General features: G+C 68.4%; 19 protein-coding genes. 5 read left to right on the top strand and 14 right to left on the bottom strand.

Translation table 11 applies throughout. The features are described from left to right. The first annotated feature begins 157 nt into the window (after positions 1-157). Positions 158-640: a hypothetical protein gene (locus tag AC1DDH_RS03480; RefSeq protein WP_476954857.1), complete on the top strand. Its 483-nt coding sequence runs from the start codon at positions 158-160 to the stop codon at positions 638-640. A gap of 90 nt (positions 641-730) precedes the next feature. Here the strand turns inward: AC1DDH_RS03480 and AC1DDH_RS03475 are convergent, their stop codons facing one another. The 6 genes from AC1DDH_RS03475 to AC1DDH_RS03450 form a co-directional block, all read right to left on the bottom strand. Beyond that, a complete protein-coding gene (locus tag AC1DDH_RS03475; protein ID WP_476954856.1) occupies positions 731-1,492 on the bottom strand; it encodes an SDR family oxidoreductase in 762 nt (253 codons plus the stop codon). 67 nt (positions 1,493-1,559) lie between these two features. Continuing rightward, positions 1,560-2,918 (bottom strand): glycosyltransferase 87 family protein, encoded by a 1,359-nt coding sequence (locus AC1DDH_RS03470; RefSeq protein WP_476954855.1) that lies wholly within the window; start codon positions 2,916-2,918, stop codon positions 1,560-1,562. Between the two features lie 108 nt (positions 2,919-3,026). Then, positions 3,027-4,388 carry an MFS transporter gene (locus AC1DDH_RS03465; protein ID WP_476954854.1) on the bottom strand — a complete coding sequence of 454 codons (1,362 nt, stop codon included), beginning with the start codon at positions 4,386-4,388 and terminating at the stop codon, positions 3,027-3,029. Next, positions 4,385-4,906 carry a winged helix-turn-helix transcriptional regulator gene (locus tag AC1DDH_RS03460; protein ID WP_223913761.1) on the bottom strand — a complete coding sequence of 174 codons (522 nt, stop codon included), beginning with the start codon at positions 4,904-4,906 and terminating at the stop codon, positions 4,385-4,387. Before AC1DDH_RS03460 ends, AC1DDH_RS03465 begins: the two co-directional genes overlap by 4 nt. A 95-nt stretch (positions 4,907-5,001) precedes the next feature. Further along, a complete protein-coding gene (locus AC1DDH_RS03455; protein WP_476947166.1) occupies positions 5,002-6,210 on the bottom strand; it encodes a cystathionine gamma-synthase in 1,209 nt (402 codons plus the stop codon). Between the two features lie 17 nt (positions 6,211-6,227). Continuing rightward, entirely contained in the window at positions 6,228-7,613 is a 1,386-nt protein-coding gene (locus tag AC1DDH_RS03450; protein ID WP_243181137.1) for a cystathionine beta-synthase, read from the bottom strand. A gap of 81 nt (positions 7,614-7,694) precedes the next feature. Here AC1DDH_RS03450 and AC1DDH_RS03445 point away from each other — a divergent pair, with 81 nt between their 5' ends. Further along, positions 7,695-8,888, top strand: coding sequence for an ArsB/NhaD family transporter (locus AC1DDH_RS03445; protein ID WP_476954853.1), 1,194 nt, complete (start codon positions 7,695-7,697; stop codon positions 8,886-8,888). Positions 8,889-8,922: 34 nt separating this feature from the next. On the opposite strand, the gene AC1DDH_RS03440 is transcribed toward AC1DDH_RS03445, so the two are convergent. Next, entirely contained in the window at positions 8,923-9,351 is a 429-nt protein-coding gene (locus AC1DDH_RS03440) for a VOC family protein (RefSeq protein WP_476870435.1), read from the bottom strand. Between the two features lie 165 nt (positions 9,352-9,516). Between AC1DDH_RS03440 and AC1DDH_RS03435 the strand changes: the two genes are divergently transcribed. After that, positions 9,517-10,497: a DNA-3-methyladenine glycosylase family protein gene (locus AC1DDH_RS03435; RefSeq protein ID WP_476931144.1), complete on the top strand. Its 981-nt coding sequence runs from the start codon at positions 9,517-9,519 to the stop codon at positions 10,495-10,497. 103 nt (positions 10,498-10,600) lie between these two features. Here the strand turns inward: AC1DDH_RS03435 and AC1DDH_RS03430 are convergent, their stop codons facing one another. Together AC1DDH_RS03430 and AC1DDH_RS03425 are read right to left on the bottom strand one after the other, a co-directional pair. Beyond that, positions 10,601-11,518, bottom strand: coding sequence for a hypothetical protein (locus AC1DDH_RS03430; protein ID WP_476870433.1), 918 nt, complete (start codon positions 11,516-11,518; stop codon positions 10,601-10,603). Between the two features lie 132 nt (positions 11,519-11,650). Continuing rightward, entirely contained in the window at positions 11,651-13,339 is a 1,689-nt protein-coding gene (locus tag AC1DDH_RS03425) for an AMP-binding protein (RefSeq protein WP_476954852.1), read from the bottom strand. A 111-nt stretch (positions 13,340-13,450) separates the two neighbouring features. Between AC1DDH_RS03425 and AC1DDH_RS03420 the strand changes: the two genes are divergently transcribed. After that, positions 13,451-13,729, top strand: coding sequence for a putative quinol monooxygenase (locus tag AC1DDH_RS03420; protein ID WP_223913755.1), 279 nt, complete (start codon positions 13,451-13,453; stop codon positions 13,727-13,729). A gap of 108 nt (positions 13,730-13,837) precedes the next feature. Here AC1DDH_RS03420 and trxA read toward each other — a convergent pair whose 3' ends face one another. From trxA to AC1DDH_RS03405, 3 genes are all read right to left on the bottom strand, one after another. Further along, positions 13,838-14,251 (bottom strand): thioredoxin, encoded by a 414-nt coding sequence (trxA, locus tag AC1DDH_RS03415; protein ID WP_018773584.1) that lies wholly within the window; start codon positions 14,249-14,251, stop codon positions 13,838-13,840. Positions 14,252-14,329: 78 nt separating this feature from the next. Next, positions 14,330-14,875, bottom strand: a complete 546-nt coding sequence (locus tag AC1DDH_RS03410; protein WP_028276979.1) for an acyl-CoA thioesterase — start codon at positions 14,873-14,875, stop codon at positions 14,330-14,332. Between the two features lie 52 nt (positions 14,876-14,927). After that, on the bottom strand, positions 14,928-15,656 hold the full coding sequence (locus AC1DDH_RS03405) for a Type 1 glutamine amidotransferase-like domain-containing protein (RefSeq protein WP_476954851.1): 729 nt from the start codon (positions 15,654-15,656) through the stop codon (positions 14,928-14,930). A gap of 182 nt (positions 15,657-15,838) precedes the next feature. On the opposite strand from AC1DDH_RS03405, the gene AC1DDH_RS03400 reads away from it, so the two are divergent. After that, on the top strand, positions 15,839-16,273 hold the full coding sequence (locus AC1DDH_RS03400; RefSeq protein ID WP_043436157.1) for a DUF7144 family membrane protein: 435 nt from the start codon (positions 15,839-15,841) through the stop codon (positions 16,271-16,273). Positions 16,274-16,286: 13 nt separating this feature from the next. Here AC1DDH_RS03400 and AC1DDH_RS03395 read toward each other — a convergent pair whose 3' ends face one another. Together AC1DDH_RS03395 and AC1DDH_RS03390 are read right to left on the bottom strand one after the other, a co-directional pair. Continuing rightward, positions 16,287-16,703 (bottom strand): VOC family protein, encoded by a 417-nt coding sequence (locus AC1DDH_RS03395; RefSeq protein WP_476851362.1) that lies wholly within the window; start codon positions 16,701-16,703, stop codon positions 16,287-16,289. Between the two features lie 47 nt (positions 16,704-16,750). Next, complete coding sequence (locus AC1DDH_RS03390) at positions 16,751-17,293, bottom strand: GNAT family N-acetyltransferase (RefSeq protein WP_476859365.1); 543 nt, start codon at positions 17,291-17,293, stop codon at positions 16,751-16,753. Between the last annotated feature and the right edge of the window lie 23 nt (positions 17,294-17,316).

Raw genomic sequence — 17,316 nt, 5'->3', positions numbered from 1 at the left:
TGCCATCGCCACCGGAGCAGAGGCAGCCAAATAGCCCACGGCACTTCTTCTCTGGCCGGTCGAACCGACGTCGTCCCGCCCGTCCCAGACACAGGAGCTGAGCACCCTGCCTGCCTGCCCGACGGGTGGAACAGGCTGCCAAGTAAAGGGGGACATCATGAGTCTCAACGCAAAGCCAGCCGCGTGGACACTTCGTTTCTTTCCGGCACGTCACGCCACTGCCGGCGCGGGCGGGGACGGCCAGGACAGGTCCGCTTCCGGCCAGAGACCCCACCGGCACCGGGCCCGCATCAGCGCGGCACTCGTCCTGGACCGCGACCGGCTTCAGGAGAGCACGGGGACGGTCCAGTCGTGGAAGTTCCACGACTTCGTCAGCACATTCCAGCTCATGCTTCCCCACCGGGTCGAAAAGATTCACCAGGCCCTGGCCGGCGGGGACTGGGAGGGCGCGCGCCTGGCCGCCCAAAGCCTGTCCTGGTCCGCATCCAAGGCCGGTGCGTGCCGGCTCGAACTCATCGCCGACCTCATCGATGCCGACCTCCAGTCCGGACGCAAGACCCGGGCACGGGAGACGGCCTGCCTCCTCCAAGGCGCCGCCACCGAACTGGCAACCGCCCTCGCCCAGCTGACCGCCGGCTGAGCGCCGGCTGACCGGGTCCGGCCACCACCGGACGCTGCCCCAACACCACACACGCTCCATGAATCAGAGCGTTCCCGCGGTCCCAGCGGCTCAGGCGGAGAATCCGCCGTCGGCCTTGACCAGCTGCCCGGACATCCAGCGGCCCTCGGGCGAGAGCAGGAACGCGACGGTGCCGGCCACGTCCGCCGGTGTGCCCAGCCGGCCGCCGGGTTGCCGGCGGGCCAGTTCGTCACGGAGCGGCTCATCCATCCAGCCGGTATCCACCGGTCCCGGGTTCAGGACGTTGGCGCTGATCCCGAGCGGGCCGAGTTCGCGGGCGGCGGCGATCACGATCCGGTCCAGGGCGCCCTTTGATGCCCCGTAGGGCAGGTTGAAAGCGGTGTGGTCGCTGGTCAGGGCCACGATGGCGCCGCCCTCGGGACCGGCCTGCCGGGCGAAAGCGGCAATCAACTGCCAGCTGGCCCGGGTGTTGACCGCAAAGTGCCTCTCGAAGCTCTCCAGGGACGTGTCCAGGATGGAGGAGTCCACGGATTCGGCGTGGCTGAGCACCAGACCCTGCAGGGTTCCGGCCTCCGCCGCGGCGGCGGACATCAGCCCGTCCACGGCGTGCGGGTCCTGGAAATCCGCCGGCAGCGCCACGACGGCGGCACCGATCGCCTCGAGCTCGGCGGTGAGGCGCTCGACGTCGTCCGATTGGACTCCCCACGGCATCCGCGCGTCGTAGTCCTGCCAGTACGTCAGCACGAGGTCCCAGCCGTCCGCGGCGAGGCGGCGTGCGATGCCTGCGCCGATTCCGGCGAGCCGGCCGACACCGGTGACAAGGGCCGTCTTACGTCCGTCGGGGGAGCTCATGCCGACCAGCCTAGCGGTGGCGGCCGGCGCGGTGCCTACCAGGTGCGCGGCCTGCTACGAGCGGTGCCTACAAGGAGGCTGAGGAAGTGGAGTCGGCGGCCCGGACGTCCCGTTCGGCAGCCGGCTCGGGGGCAAGGTCCGGCTCCGGCCCCAGCGGATCCCGCCGCAGGGCCACGAGCCAGCACACCAGCAGGGCCAGGGCGCAGAAGACGCCGGCGCTGGAGGCCATGATCCACACCCCGGGCGTCTGGATGTCGAGGTTTTCGGCGCCGAGGGCCGTACCGATGGTCTTGGGCGAGAACAGGAATACGAGGATCGACAGGCCCAGCACGCCGCCCATGGTCCAGCGCATCCCGACGTACCGGCGCGGAGCTTCCCGCAGGGTCCAGGCGAAAGCCGGAAAGACCGCCGCGACCCACACCCAGTGGTGGGACCACGAGACCGGGCTGATCAGCAGCATGGTGATCGCGGTCGCCGATACGGCCACGACGCGGGCACCCTGATCGCTGGCGGCCTTGATCACTGCGGCGCCCACGGCCACAACCGCCAGGCTCAGCAGCAGCCACGGCACGGTGACGTGCGCTTCCGGGACCCCGAAGTGCAGCAGGGCGCCCTTAATGGACAGGTTGTCCACGTAGCCCGCTCCCCCCATCCGGGAGGTGTCGGGCAGCATGTGGAGCCAGAACTGCAGGGATTCGGCGGGCCGGAGCAGCCAGCCGGCCGCCACGGTGGCGGTGAAGCCGGCGGCCATGTTGCCCAGCCCGCGCCAGTCCCTGCGGACCAGAAAGTAGAGCCCGAACACCAAGGGCGTCAGCTTGATGCCGGCGGCGACGCCCACCAGGAAGCCGCTGCCGGGGAAACCGCGGGCCCAGCGCCGGTTGCGGGCCAACAGGTCCACGGCGATCAGGCCCATCAGCAGGGCGTTGATTTGGCCGAACACCAGGGTCTCGCGCCAGGGACCCAGGTTCAGCACCGCCAGGACCAGGACGGCGGCGGCCCAGCCGTTGCCCGGTGCCCGGAAGGTGTCGCGCCAGGAGGCTTTCGCGTTCCAGTACCGGACCGTTCGGACCGCGGCCAGGATCGCCACCCCGGCGCCGGCGGCGTTGAACAGGGTCAGCGCCGCCGCCAGGGGCAACCGGGCCAAGAGGCCGAAGACGATGGCGGCGAACGGCGGGTAGGTAAACATCAGCGCCGGTCCGCCGGCCCAGTCCACGTTGCCCGCATACAGCGCTGAGGGTGCCGCGCCGGCGTCGTTGAGGATTTTACCGCCGTACCAGTAGACGCTGAAGTCCAGGCCGTGCTTGCCCCAGACTCCGAGCGAGATCCAGATGAAGTAGCCCACCGCGGCGATGGCCGGGATGACGGAGAACCGGAACAGGTGCGGGACGGGTGAATACCGCGCCGGGCTGCGGTCTGAAACGGGCACTGACATGTACTCCCCCATCGGGCTGCTGATGTAGACGCTGGCCGTTTGGTCGGTTCCGTCCAGGGCGGCGCAAACGCGCCCTCGCTGTCGGGTCAGTCTACAGAACAGCTACGCCGGGACCGGGACGGACTCCGGCTTCCGGGCGTCCTTGCGGATGCTGGCGCTGATGACGGCGGCGATGGTGCACATGGCAGCGGCCGCAAACCAGGCGTAGGTGTACTGGCCGGTGGCGTCCCGGACCGCCCCGGCTGCCAGGGCCGCGGCGGCCGCGCCGAGCTGGTGGGCCGCGAACACCCAGCCGAACACGACGCTCCCATCGGCACCGAACACCTGGCGGCAGATCGCGGCGGTCGGCGGCACCGTGGCGACCCAGTCCAGGCCGTAGATGACCACGAACACGATCATGCTGGGTTGGACGGTGGCGCTGAGCAGCAGCGGCAGGACCAGCAGCCCGATCCCGCGGAACTGGTAGTACACGGCAAGCAGGATCCGGGGGTTGAAGCGGTCCGTGAGCCACCCGGAGGCGATGGTGCCGATGATGTCGAAGAGGCCGACGACGGCGAGCAGGCCCGCCGCGGTGGTTTCGGGCATGCCGTGGTCGTGGGCGGAGGGGATGAAGTGGGTGCCGATCAGCCCGTTGGTGGTCGCGCCGCAGATCGCGAAGCCGGCCACCAGGGCCCAGAAGGTACGCACTTTGCTGGCCCGTTTGAGGACCTGCAGGGCACGGACCGCGGCGTTCCGGCGGGGCTCCTGCACTTCCTGCCCGGCGGCCGGTCCTGTCGGTTCGGGCCCGCTGGATTCCGTGCCCGCGTTCGGGCCGGGGGCCGGCGGCGTCGCCCCGTAGGGCAGCACGCCGACGTCGGCCGGTGAGTTCTTCAGGAACATCAGCACGAGCGGCACCACGGCCAGCGCGCCGGCACCGATGAGGAGCGAGGCCTGCCGCCAGCCCGGGTCCTGGGCAAGGGCCGCGATGAAGGGCAGGAACACGAGCTGTCCGGCGGCGCTGCCGGCGGTGAGGATGCCGATGACCAGGCCGCGGCTCTTGGCGAACCAGGTGTTGGCGATGGTCGCGGCGAAGACCAGCGCCATGGACCCGGTGCCGAGCCCGATCAGCAGCCCCCACGTCAGCAGGATCTGCCAGGACTGGGTCACGAGGACCGTCAGTGCGCTGCCGGCGCCGATCAGCACCAGGGCCACGGCCGTGACTGCGCGGATGCCGAAGCGTTCCATGAGCGCTGCCGCGAACGGTGCCGTGAGCCCGAAAAGCACGAGGTTGATGCTGACCGCGGCGGAGAGCACGGTGGTGGACCAGCCGAACTCGTTCTGCAGCGGCACCATCAGCACACCCGGGGCCGCCCGGAACCCTGCCGCGCCGACCAGCGCGAGGAAAGCCACGGCGGCGACGGTCCACGCCGGGTGGATGCGGCGGCGGACCGGCGCCGGGGTCACGATGGTTTCAGGGGCGTTCATGCGGCGGTTCCGTTCTGGACAGGGGTCCCGGTGCCGGCCGAGGCCAGCGGCACGGGGTCCGCGGTGCGGGAGAGGCTGTGCCAGCTCGTGTTGGCGGCCGTCAGCGGTTCCCCGCAGGCCGTGCACGTGTCAGCCGAGGAGGTCCGCTCCCCGCAGCCGCTGTGGATGACGAACATGTGTGCCTGCCCGGACGGCGCCGGGAGATGCTTTTCGGCCCAGATCACGACGGCGTTGAGCACCGGGAGGGCGTCTTCGCCCATGGCGGTGAGGACGTACTCCTGGCGGGTGCGGCCGCCGTCGTCGTAGGGCCTCCGGGCCAGGAGCCCGGCGGCGACGAGCCCGGCGAGCCGCTTGGTGAGCACGGAATCGGCCGCCCCCAGCCGGGCCTTCATGGCTTCGAAGCGGCCGTTGCCGAAGAACACCTCGCGCAGGACGAGCACGCTCCAGGGATCGCCCAGGATGTCGAGGCCGCGGGCCATGCTGCAGGTCCGTTGGGACCAGTCGGATCGAAGTGCCATGCGGCCACCCTAGCTGACTCTCTTAGAGAAAGCTAGGGTGGCCCGGCGGAATGATCCGGGCGCCGGGGTCGGTTGCCGGTGCAGCTACGGTGCAGTTAGCTGCCGGCGGCCAGGGAGGAAATCGCGGCGTCGAGGTCGGCGATCAGGTCCTCCACGTCCTCGATGCCGCACGAGAGCCGGATCAGGTTGACCGGGACCGCCAGTTCCGTGCCCTTGACCGAGGCGTGCGTCATTTCGGACGGGTAGTTCATGAGCGATTCGATCCCGCCCAGGGACTCCGCCAGGGTGAACACGGAGGTCGATTCGGCCACCTTGCGGGCCGCGGCCTCGCCGCCCTTGAACTGCACGGAGATCATGCCGCCGAACTTCTTCATCTGCTTTTTGGCCAGCTCGTGGCCGGGGTGGGTGGGCAGGCCCGGGTAGAGCACGGCCTCCACTTCGGGGCGCTCCAGCAGCCATTCGGCCACGGCCTGGGCGTTGTCGCTGTGCCGGTCCATGCGCACCCCGAGGGTTTTCAGCCCGCGGGTGGTGAGGAAGGCGTCCATCGGCCCGGACACGGCGCCGACGGCGAACTGCACGAAGCCGATCTTTTCGGCGAGGTCGGGGTCGTTGACCACGATCGCGCCGCCGACGACGTCGGAGTGCCCGCCGATGTACTTGGTGGTCGAATGCACCACCACATCGGCGCCGAGGGCCAGCGGGGTCTGCAGGTACGGGGAGGCGAAGGTGTTGTCCACCACGAGGAGCGCGCCGGCGTCGTGCGCCACCTTCGCGAGCGCCTCGATGTCGGTGATCTTCATCATCGGGTTCGACGGCGTCTCCACCCACACCAGGCGGGTCTTGCCGCCACCGTCGGCCGTGCCGCCCGCGGCGACGGCGGCCGCGACGGCGTCGAGGTCGGACATGTCCACCGGGGTGTTGCCGATACCCCACTCCCCCAGGACCCGGCTGATGAGCCGGTACGTGCCGCCGTAGGCGTCGTTGCCGAGCACAATGTGGTCGCCGGGGCGGGTGAGGGCGCGGATCATCGAGTCCTCGGCGGCCAGGCCGGAGCCAAAGGAGAACGCGGCGCTCCCGCCTTCCAGGGCCGCCAGCTGCTCCTGCAGCGAGTCACGGGTGGGGTTGGTGCCCCGGCCGTATTCGTAACCGGCCCGCAGCCCGCCGATGCCGTCCTGGGCATAGGTCGAGGAGAAGTGCACGGGGGGCACCACCGCCCCGGTGCGGGGCTCAAACGCCTGGCCGGCGTGGATGGCGCGGGTGTTGAAACCCTGGTTTTTCGAGGACGGGCTTTCAGGCACAGACATGGGACTCCTTGAACTGGTCAGTTGCTGAGGTACGCGAGGAGGTCGTGGCGGGTCAGGATCCCCACCGGGGCGCCGACAAACGTCACCATGAGGGTGTCGGCGTCGGAGAGGAGTTCGCGGGCGGTCGAGATCGATTCGAGCGAGCCGATCACGGGGAGCCGGGCCTCCATGTGTTCGGAGATCTTGTCCGAGAGCTTGGCCTCGCCGCGGAAGAGCTTGGCCGTGAGGGTGCGTTCGTCCACGGCGCCCAGCACCTCGCCCATGACGACTGGCGGTTCCTGGGACAAAACGGGGATGTGCGAGACGCCGTACTCGTTCATGATGTTGATGACGTCGCGGACGGACTCGTTCGGGTGGATGTGCACGAGGTCCGGGAGTTCACCGGTCTTGGCCTTGAGGATCTCGCCCACCGACGCCTCGTCCCCGCCGGCCAGGAAGCCGTAGGAACGCATCCACTGGTCGTTGAAGATCTTGGCCAGGTAGCCGCGGCCGGAGTCCGGCAGGATGACCACGACGACGGCGTCGGCCGGGAGGTCCTTGGCGACTTCCATGGCGGCCACGACGGCCATGCCCGAGGAGCCGCCCACCAGCAGGCCTTCCTCGCGCGCCAGCCGGCGCGTCATCGCGAAGGAGTCGGCGTCGCTGACGGCAATGACGTCGTCCGGGACCGACTTGTCGTAGTTGGCCGGCCACATGTCCTCCCCGACGCCCTCGACAAAGTACGGGCGGCCCGTGCCGCCGGAGTACACCGAGCCGGCGGGATCCGCGCCGATGATCTTCACGACGCCACCCTCGGCCCCGGGCCGCCCGGCGGAGACTTCCTTGAGGTACCGGCCGGTGCCGGTGATCGTGCCGCCGGTCCCGGCGCCGATCACGCAGTGGGTGATGCGTCCGTCGGTGTCGTGCCAGATCTCAGGGCCCGTGGTCTCATAGTGGCTGGCCGGGGCGGCGGGGTTGGAGAACTGGTCCGGCTTGTAGGCGCCGGGGATTTCGGTGACGAGCCGGTCGGAGACGCCGTAGTAGCTTTGCGGGCTGTCCGGCGGGACGGCGGTGGGCGTGACCACCACTTCCGCGCCGTAGGCCTGGAGGACGGCCCGCTTGTCCTCGCCGACCTTGTCCGGCACGACGAAGATGCAGCGGTAGCCCTTCTGCTGCGCCACGAGCGCCAAACCGACGCCGGTGTTGCCCGAGGTGGGCTCCACGATCGTGCCGCCGGGCAGGAGCTGGCCCGTTCGTTCGGCCTCCTCGATCATCTTGACCGCAATGCGGTCCTTGATCGAACCGCCGGGGTTCAGGTATTCGAGCTTCACCAGGACCGTGGCTGCGATGCCATCGGTCACGTGGTTGAGTTTGACGAGCGGCGTATGGCCAATGAGGTCCAGGACGGACGGGGCGTACTTCATAGGTACAAAGTTACCGTCTCCGGCGCGGCGGGCACGTCGGCGCGGCCACAGCGCTCCCACGGCTCTGGCAGATGCGAGGATATGGCTGTGAAGAGGATCGCCCGGCTGAAGAAGTTCAAGAGCTACGCGCTGCCCGCGGGCATGCTGCTGGCCGGGTGCGCGGCGCTGGTGTCCGGGCTGCTGCCGGTCCCCGCCTTCCAGGCGCTGGCAGCACGCACCGTGCCGATACTGGCGTTCGTGGTCGCGATGTCCCTTGTCACCGAACTGGTGGATGAGGCCGGGCTCTTCCGCGTCGTCACGGAGCGGCTGGCCGCCCTGGGCCGCGGCCGGGTCCTCTTGCTGTGGTTCCTCGCCATCGCCCTCGCCACCGTTTCCACCGTGTTCCTGTCGCTGGATACGACGGCGGTGCTGGTGACTCCCGTCGTCGTGCTGCTGGCCATTCACGCCCGCATTCCGCCGCTGCCGTTCGCGCTGACCACGGTGTGGCTGGCGAACACGGCCTCGCTGCTGCTGCCGGTCTCCAACCTGACCAACCTGCTCGCGCAGGAGCGGCTCAACCTCAGCCCCGCCGCGTTCGCTTCGCTCGTGTGGGCCCCGGCCCTGGTTGGCATCCTCGTGCCGCTGGTGCTCCTGTGGCTGGCGTTCCGGAAGGACCTGCGCGGCACGTACGGCCCCCAGCCCGTCCATAAGGTCCGGGACCGGGTGCTGCTGTACGCGGCGTCGGGGGTCATGGTGGTCCTGCTCCCGGCGCTTGTCTCCGGGGTTCCGGTGCAGATCCCGGCACTCGCGGCGGCGGCGGCGCTGCTCCTGCTTTTCCTCTGGCGGCGGCGCTCCGTCCTGCGCTGGTCCATGATTCCCTGGCGCCCGCTGATGCTCACGTCCGGACTGTTCATGGTGGTGGAGACCCTGCACGCCAACGGGCTCACCCAGTTCCTGACCGGGATCGCCGGCACGGGCGAGAGCCTGCCGGCGCTCCTGCAGCTCGCCGGCCTGGGCGCCGGGGCAGCCAACGCGGTCAACAACCTCCCCGCCTATCTGGCCCTGGAACCGGTAGGCGGCTCCCCGGCCCGGCTGGCGGCCCTGCTGATCGGCGTGAACCTGGGCCCGCTGGTGACCCCCTGGGCGTCCCTGGCCACGCTGCTGTGGCACGAGCGGCTCCGCTCCCTGAATGTGGAGATCCGCTGGGGAGGCTTTGCCCTCGCCGGCGTGGCCGCCGTCGTCCTCACCGTCCCGTTGGCGGTCGTGGCGCTGTGGCTCACCACCGGGATGCAGTGAGGTGGATGCACTGCGGGCCGGCGTGCCCGGCCCGTCAGGCGCCGATGTCATTCCCGGCGTTCGCTGCCCCGGCGCCGCCCTCACGCGGGGCGTTCTGCCAGAGGCCGACCACATTGCCCTCAGTGTCCCGGAAGTAGGCGGCCCAGCCCATGGTGCCGATTGCCTCGCGCGGTAAGACGGTGCTGCCGCCCAGGGCATTGATCTTCTCCAACGCCGCGTCGATGTCATCGACATCCACAGTGACCACCGGGGATGTGAGGTCGCCTTCGCGGCGGAACATGCCGCCGTTGATGGAGCCCGGCACGGAGGGCATGCCGTTGGCATCCGTCTGCGTCGTCTTGATCATGGCGTAGCTCATCTCCGGCACCTGGCTTACCTCCCAGCCGAACGCCGAACTGTAGAACTCCCGTGCGCGGCCCTCGTCGTCTGCGGGAATTTCGAAATGTACCACTCCACCAGCCATCACACTCTCCTAAAAACAAGGATTCGGTGCCCAGAGGCGGGCGCGGACACAGCACGCCACTAGCCGGATTTTAGCCCCGGCAGCGCGGGAGGTTAAGGGCCGTACGGCCCCTGCATCGTTGCCGCGGATGCCGCTGCTGTCAGCGGGCCGTGGGAACATGTTCGAATGAGCCTTGCAGACGCCCCCGCAGGCATTGCCGCCGCGGCGGACGCCTCATTGCGGTGGCACCCGGGCGGCCCGTTCGACTTGATGCAAACCATCGGCACGCTGCTGCGCGGCCACGGCGACCCGTCCATCCGCACCGCCCCGGACGGCATCTGGTTCGCGTTCACGACGCCCCGCGGTCCGGCCACGCTGCGCCTGGCAACGGCCGGGACGCGGGCTGACCCTGCCGTGGACGCGCAGGCCTGGGGTCCCGGAGCGGGGGACGCCGTCGATTCCGTCCCGCGCATGCTCGGGAGCGACGACGACTGGTCCGGCTTCGACGAGCCCGCATTCCACGCGAGCCTCCCGCGCATGGTGGTTGAAGCCCGACGCCGGAACCTCGCGATCCGGCTGCCTGCAACCGGCAGGATGATCGATTCACTCGTGCCGACCATCCTGGAGCAGAAGGTGACCGTTATCGAGGCCCGCCGCGGATACCGCTACCTGATGTACCGCTTCGGGACGGCGGCGCCGGGCGCCGGCACCGTCGCGCCCGCCAATCTGCTGGTCCAGCCGACGGCCGCGCAGTGGCTGCTCATCCCGTCCTGGGAGTGGCACAAGGCCGGCGTGGGCCCGCAGCGGTCGGGAACCGTCATGCGGGCGCTGCGGTCGGCCGCCGCGCTGGAACGGCTCGCCGCCCTCCCCGCCGCGGAGGCGGCAGCCAAGCTGCAGACGCTGCCCGGAATCGGGGTCTGGACGGCGGCGGAGGTAGTGCAGCGCACGCACGGCTGCCCGGATTCGATCTCGGTCGGCGACTACCACCTTGCGGCCTACGTGGGCGCCGCCCTGACCGGCCGCCGGACAGACGACGCCGGCATGCTCAGGCTGCTGGCTCCATGGGCGGGGCACCGGCAGCGGGTGGTCCGGATGATCGGGCTGAGCGGCTTCCGGAAACCGACATTTGGCCCGCGCATGACCATCCAGGACCACCGCAGCCACTGACCTCAGGAGCAACGCGGGGTCACTTACGGCCCATCCGGGGCCCCTTTATGGGCGCGATCTGACCCCGCGTTGGTGTGGGCGGTTCAGGAGGGCAGGAGTTTGCTCAGGCGCGGAGCCGGGCCCTCTTGATCCGGGCGATGACGCCGTCGAATCCCTCGGCAAGATCGTCGGCGTTGACTTTGAAATACGCCCATCCTGCGCTGCGGAACGCTTCGTCCCGCCGGTTGTCCCGAGACTGCTGTTCCCGAGTGAGGTGGTGGGCGCCGTCGTACTGCATGGCGATCCCGTACCTCCGGTAGCCCATGTCTGCAGCCGGTGAGCGCGGGTCTTCCGGGTCGAGCCTCAATTGCAGCTCCGGCTCCGGCAGACGCGCATCCAACAGCGCCAGCCGCAGGAATGTCTCCGGGAAAGAGTCTGCTCCCACCCGCATCTCGTCCAGCGCAAGCCGCGCCTTCTCGACGCCCTTCATGTTGGGATGCTGGCGGATCAGCAGCCGCAGGCCATCCTTGTAGGCGTAGGGCTCCGACCTCAGTTCGAGGCTGGGCCTGGGCTGTCGGATGAGCTGGTCTCCCATCGCGATGAGGTAGTTGAGCGGCAGGACTGCGGCCAGATCCAGCCAAGTGCGGGGCGGCGCCGTGACAGGGATGCCGTCGACGTCGGTCAGCTCGCCCGGAATGAGCCGCACGCGGTGACCCGTGACCCCGGCACGGCGGACTCTGGGCAGTTCATGGGGTTTGCTGAGGTGGATGGTGGGGCATTCGCCCAACCATGGCGGCAGCCCGAGCCTGGTCAGCACGGCCGCGGTTTCATGGGACGCCCAGGCACCCGGGGTAGCAGCGGCGAGGACCCTGGCCCGTTCGACGATCTCAAGCTGCCGGCCTGCCGGCAGATAGATAAGGCGGCCGCCGTCGGACAAATCGTGCGCCCGTAGACGTTTGGGCGGAATACCCAGCGCGCGCGACTCATAGACGGTGAACGGTGTGAGGGTGAGGCTTTCGGGAAGCGGCACAATGCGGACCATGCGCACCATTGTGACCGCGGATCAGCCTCGGCGCTGAGGTTATCCACAGGCCCTCCGGAATCGCCGCAACGCGGGGTCACTTACGGCCCGTCCAGCGCCCCGGGATGGGCCTTAAGTGACCCCGCGTTGCTGTCAGCCGCCGGTCTGGAGGCCCAGCCGGGCCGCCGCTTCCTGGCGCATGTCCACCTTGCGGATCTTGCCGGAAACGGTCATCGGGAAGCTCTCCCGGACATCCACGTAGCGCGGGATCTTGTAGTGCGCCAGCTTGCCGCGGCAGAACTCGGCCAGGCTGGCGGCGTCCATCGGCGCGGCCCCCGGCTTCAAAATGACGCAGGCCATCAGCTCCTCGCCGTACTTTTCGTCCGGGACACCGATCACCTGCACGTCCTGGATGTCCGGGTGGGTGTAGAGGAATTCCTCGATTTCGCGCGGATAGACGTTCTCGCCGCCGCGGATCACCATGTCCTTGATCCGGCCCTCGATCACGATGTACCCGTCCGCGTCCATCCGGGCGAGGTCCCCGGTGTGCATCCAGGCGTCGGCGTCGATCGCCTCGGCGGTCTTGTCAGGCTGGTTCCAGTACCCGCGCATCACCGCGTAGCCGCGCGTGCAGAGTTCGCCGATCCCGCCGCGCTCCACCACCTCTCCCGTGACCGGGTCCACGATCCGGCTCTCCAGGTTCGGCATGGTCCGGCCCACAGTCTCGGTGCGCTGGGCCATGGTGTCCACGCTCCGGGTCATCGTGGACACCGGCGAGGTCTCCGTCATGCCGTAGCAAATGGCGACGTCTTTCATGTTCATTTCCGTGATGACCCGGTTCATCACCTCGATGGGACACAGCGAGCCGGCCATGACGCCCGTGCGCAGTGTCGAGAGGTCGTAGGAGGCGAAGTCCGCCAGGGCGAGCTCGGCGATGAACATGGTCGGCACGCCGTACAGCGAGGTTCCGCCGAAGTCCTGCACAGCTTCCAGCGCCGCGGCCGGCGAGAATGACCGGCCGGGGATGATGGTGGCGGCCCCGTGGCTGAGCGCCGCGAGGTTCCCGATCACCATGCCGAAGCAGTGATAGAAGGGCACCGGGATCACCACGCGGTCGTGTTCCGTGTAGCCCAGCTGTTCGCCGATCGAAAAACCGTTATTAAGGATGTTGTGGTGCGTCAGCGTGGCGCCCTTCGGGAACCCCGTGGTGCCGGAGGTGTACTGCAGATTGACGGGGTCCTGCGCGTCCAGTGCCGCCATGCGCGCTTTCAGCTCGGAGTGCCCGACGTCGTCGGCCCGCTTGAGCAGCTCGGCATAGGTGCGCTCCGCGTCAGTGCCGGGTTCGCCGGCGGTCAGCCCGTCCAGGCCGGTGCCCGGGAGGAAGACCAGCTCGCGCAGATCCGGGCACGCCGCCAGGGCCTGCCGCGCCATCGCTGTGTAGTCGCTGTTCCTGTCAGACGGCGCGGTGACCAGCATGCGCATGCCGTTCTGGGTGACCACAAACTCGAGCTCATGGCTGCGGTAGGCGGGGTTGACGTTGACCAGGATCGCCCCGACCTTCGCGGTGGCGTACTGCAGGATGGTCCACTCGGCGCAGTTGGGGCTCCAGATGCCGATCCGTTCGCCCTTCGCGACGCCCAGGGCGAGGAGCGCACGTGCCAGGCGGTCGACGTCGTCATTCAACTTGGTGTAGCTCCACCGCCGGGCCTCTTCGCCGGGTACCGCAGCCGCCTCGATCAGGGCGTCGTGGTACGGGAACCGCGCCGCGATCCGTTCGAAGTTCGCGCCAATGGTTTCCTCGAGCAGCGGGACGTCAGTGTCCCCGGCTGTGTAAGCAAGCATGGTGTGACGCTACCAACAGTGCGGAGGCAAAAGAAGGGCAAAGCTTGGAAGTCCTATGAAATCTTGGGTCATGGTCCGGCGCCTGCCCGGCAGCCCGGTAGGGTGATTGCCATGAGTGCACCCGTTGACCTTCAGGCCATTTTCATCCCCAACGACGGCGAATTCTTCCGCGTGAAGCTCGCCCTGGACATCGCGATCGACGAGGTGGTCAACGAGCCCGGCTGCATCCGCTACGAGCTCACCGAGGCCAGCGAGGACAAGCTCGTCCTGACCGAACGGTGGGCCAGCCAAGCGGACCTGGACAAGCACTCCAAGGGCACGGCCGTCCAGGACCTGAACGAATCCCTCAGCGCGCTGCTGGCCGAGCCGGTCAAGCTCGAAACGCTCTAACCCACCCTTCCAACCACAACGCGGGGTCACTCCGCGCCCATCCCAGAGGGATTTATGGGCGCGGAGTGACCCCGCGTTGCGTTAAGCCTGGGATTAAGCCGTGGCGGTTCAGGCCTCCGGGATCTGGGTGCCGTCCTGCTTGGCCGCAGCTGCGGCGGCCTCGGCCTGGGACCGGGCCACGTGGGCGTGGACTTCTTCCATGTCCAGGGCCTTGACGGCGTCGACCACCTGCTCGAGCTGCTGCGCGTTCAGGGCGCCAGGCTGCGAGAACACCAGGACCTTTTCGCGGAAGGCCATCAGCGTAGGAATCGACGTGATGCCGGCCTCGGCGGCGAGCTGCTGCTCGGCTTCGGTGTCGACCTTGGAGAAGACGACATCCGGGTGCTTCTCGGAGATCGCCGAGTACGTGGGGCCGAACTGCTTGCACGGGCCGCACCATTCGGCCCAGAAATCGACGAGGACAATGTCGTTATCCTCGACTGTCGATGCGAACTGTTCACCTGTGATGTCTACGGTAGCCATGAGTCAACGGTACGGGAGGGGGCGCGGATTGTCCCCGGCATTTCGCTGTTGGCACATCCGGGCGGGGCTGTAGGCGGGTCACGCCCAGGCGTGCGGGGCCGGACGCCTGGCGCCGGGCAGGGCGTTGGTTTCGCGCCATTCGTGGATCCACCCGGGCAGCTCCAGATCCGCCGGCGGGGCGCCGAACTCGCGGATGATCTCCTCCTGGCTGACGGGCTTGCCCTTGCTCAGAAGCCGGGTGGCGATATAGGCCCGCGCGTACACTTCGCCGTCCACCACCATCCGCTGTTCGAAGTAGATGGCCTTAGAGTCCAGGCCGATGATCCTGGACTCGATCGTGTACTGCTGCCAGAGCTGCAGCGAACGGCGGAACGCGATGGTCTCCCCCGCCGCGACCGGCGTCCAGCCCCGGCGGCGCATCTTCTTCCAGGTGCCGCTGCGGGCCATGAGGTCGAAGCGTCCGAGGTCCATGAGCGAGAAGTACATGCCGTTATTGACGTGCAGGGCGATGTCGATGTCCGTGGGCAGGACCCGCAGCGGCAGCGAGGAGTTGTCCCAGATGCTCAACGGTGAGCGGCGTGAGGACGTGAACAGCAGCAGGAGAGTCCGGAACAGGAGATGCATGAGTCATATGTTACCCGCGGGTAACAAGTGTGCCAAGGGGTGGGTGCGGAACCTAGCTGTGCGCCGACAGAACCGAGACGGTGGCTTTGGTGCCAACGCCGCGAATCGTCCAGCAGTTCCCGGTGCCGATCACGTCCAGCTCCTCCAGGTCCGCGTGGTGCAGGACCAGGGCAGTGTCCTCGTCCACGGCGACCGCGCGGTCCACGAGACCTTTTGCCACCGCCCCAACGGCCCGGCCGAGGGTTCCCGCCTGCGCGGCGTGCACGTCGACGGCGAAAGGCACCAGGCCCAGCCCGTCGCGGATCTCCACTTCTTCCAGACCCTCCGACCAATCCGCCGGGCAGACCTCGGTACCGCGGATCCGGTAGCCGCCCACGATTGCCCGCACCGGCGCCACCATCGCACCGGCTGAGAATCCCATATACGGCACACCGTCGGAGACCAGACTGCGGATGGGCTGCGCGGACGGCAGCAAGCCTTCCAGATAGCCCGGCGTCGGCCCGCCCCCGACGACGATGCCGTCGACGTCGTCGAACGCGGCAGGGTCCGCGCCCCGGTTGAAGCCGAGGAGGACCGGGACGACCTCGCAGGCTGTCCGGGACTCCAACGGCACCACATAGGCAGGCAGGAAATATTCCGAGCTGCCCTCATGGTCAAAGAGAACCATAGCGACGCGCGGAACCCTGCCGGTGGCCCGGTGCCGGAGTTCCTTGACGAAGCGGTCGAAGACGGCAGCTGTGGTTACGGTGTCCGGGCCGCCGCCAACAAGCAGGATGGTCATGGTTCAACGTACCCGGATCCACGGCAATCGCAATGAGCCCGGCGCGGGCGGCTCCGAGGACCTATAGCGATTGACCGGTCCGGACTGCGAGGAACATAATCGGAATCGGTACTAGCTTCACCCCACGACTGCGCCGACCATGAGGCCGACGGCAGAGCATTCAACGGAAAGCGGTCGACACTATGAGTACTGCCCATCACCCTGTCACTGCGACCGGCTGGACCGGTTGGGTCCGTTTCGCCGGAGTCATTCTGATCATCAACGGCGTTTTCAGCGGCCTTCAAGGCCTCGTCGCGCTCACCGGACCCGATACCTACTATTTGTCGACCCCGGGAACCCTGTTCCTCTTCGATGCGAAGGGGTGGGGATGGTGGAATGTCGCCCTCGGGGTGCTCTTGATCCTCACCGCCGTCGCGCTCTTCGCCGGCGCAACGTGGGCTCGAGTCGTTGGCGTCGTCGTTGCCGGCTTCAGTGCGGTCGTTCAACTGATGCTCATTCCGCAGCAGCCGTGGTGGTCCGTCATCGTCATCGCCATGGACGTGCTGATCATCTACGCGATCATCGCCCACGGCGAGGAACTGAAGGCCGAGCAGGCGCCTCCGACAACCAATCCGTAGGGCACCGACGCCATCAGCCTGCAGCAATCAGCTCCACTTCGTAGCCGTCCGCGTTCACGAGGTAGGCGGCGAAGTGGCCGGGGCCGCCTGCGTGCGGATACTTGTCCGGAAACAGCTCGGCCCAGCCGTGGCTGACGCTCTCGCCCGCCATGGCGTCCACGTCAGCCCGGGTCCCCGCGCTGAACGCCAGGTGGTTCAGGCCCGGGGCTTTGCGGTCGTGCGCGGTTCCGGTCAGCGCCGGGGACTGCTCGACGACGATGTACGTCGGCCCGCGGCGCCAGCTGCACCCGTGGGCCCAGTCCTGGTAGGCCTCGTAGCCCAGCCTGCCCAGGAGCCAGCCCCACTGGTCCCTGGCCCGCTGCAGATCCGGCACCCAGAGTTCTACATGGTGCAGGGCACCAAAGTCCCCCGGTGCGATGGGAACTGGCACAACGGGACCTGGCGCAACGGGACCTGGTGCAACCGGAACATCAGCCATCAGAACAGTATCCGCTGGAAGAGGATGTGGTCCTGCCAGGATCCGGCAATCCGAAGGTACTGGGCTGCCAAACCGATCTCCTCAAAGCCAGCCCGCTTCAGGATCCGCTGGGACGCGGCGTTGTGCGGGAGGGTTGAGGCCTGCAGCCGGTGCAGTCCCAGTTCGTTGCGCGCGGTCTGGAGGGCGAACTCCACCGCGGCCGAGCCAATTCCCCGCCCCGTCAGGTCCTTGTCCACCCAGTAGCCGAGGTGGGCGCTGAGGAATGGCCCCCGGACAATCCCGCTGAGGTTGATCACCCCGATGATGCGGGAGCCTTCCACGAGGACCCAGGGCACATCCGTTCCCGCGATGAACAATCCGAGCTTGGATTCAATGCTGGCGGCTTGTCCCTCTGCGGTGAAGAATTCCTCAAACCGCACCGGTTCCCAGGGCGCCAGGTGCTCCCGGTTCCGCCGGTAGGCGTCGGCCAGGGGCCCGGCGTCGGACCTGCGCAGCACCCGCACGCACACGGTATCCGTCAAAGCGACGCTGTTCTCGGTCATCCGCAGACTCTAACGGTCATCCC

This window comes from Arthrobacter sp. 10T425 (assembly GCF_056393985.1).
Note: the sequence above shows the minus strand (reverse complement) of the source record. Positions and strands in the feature narration are given on the sequence as shown.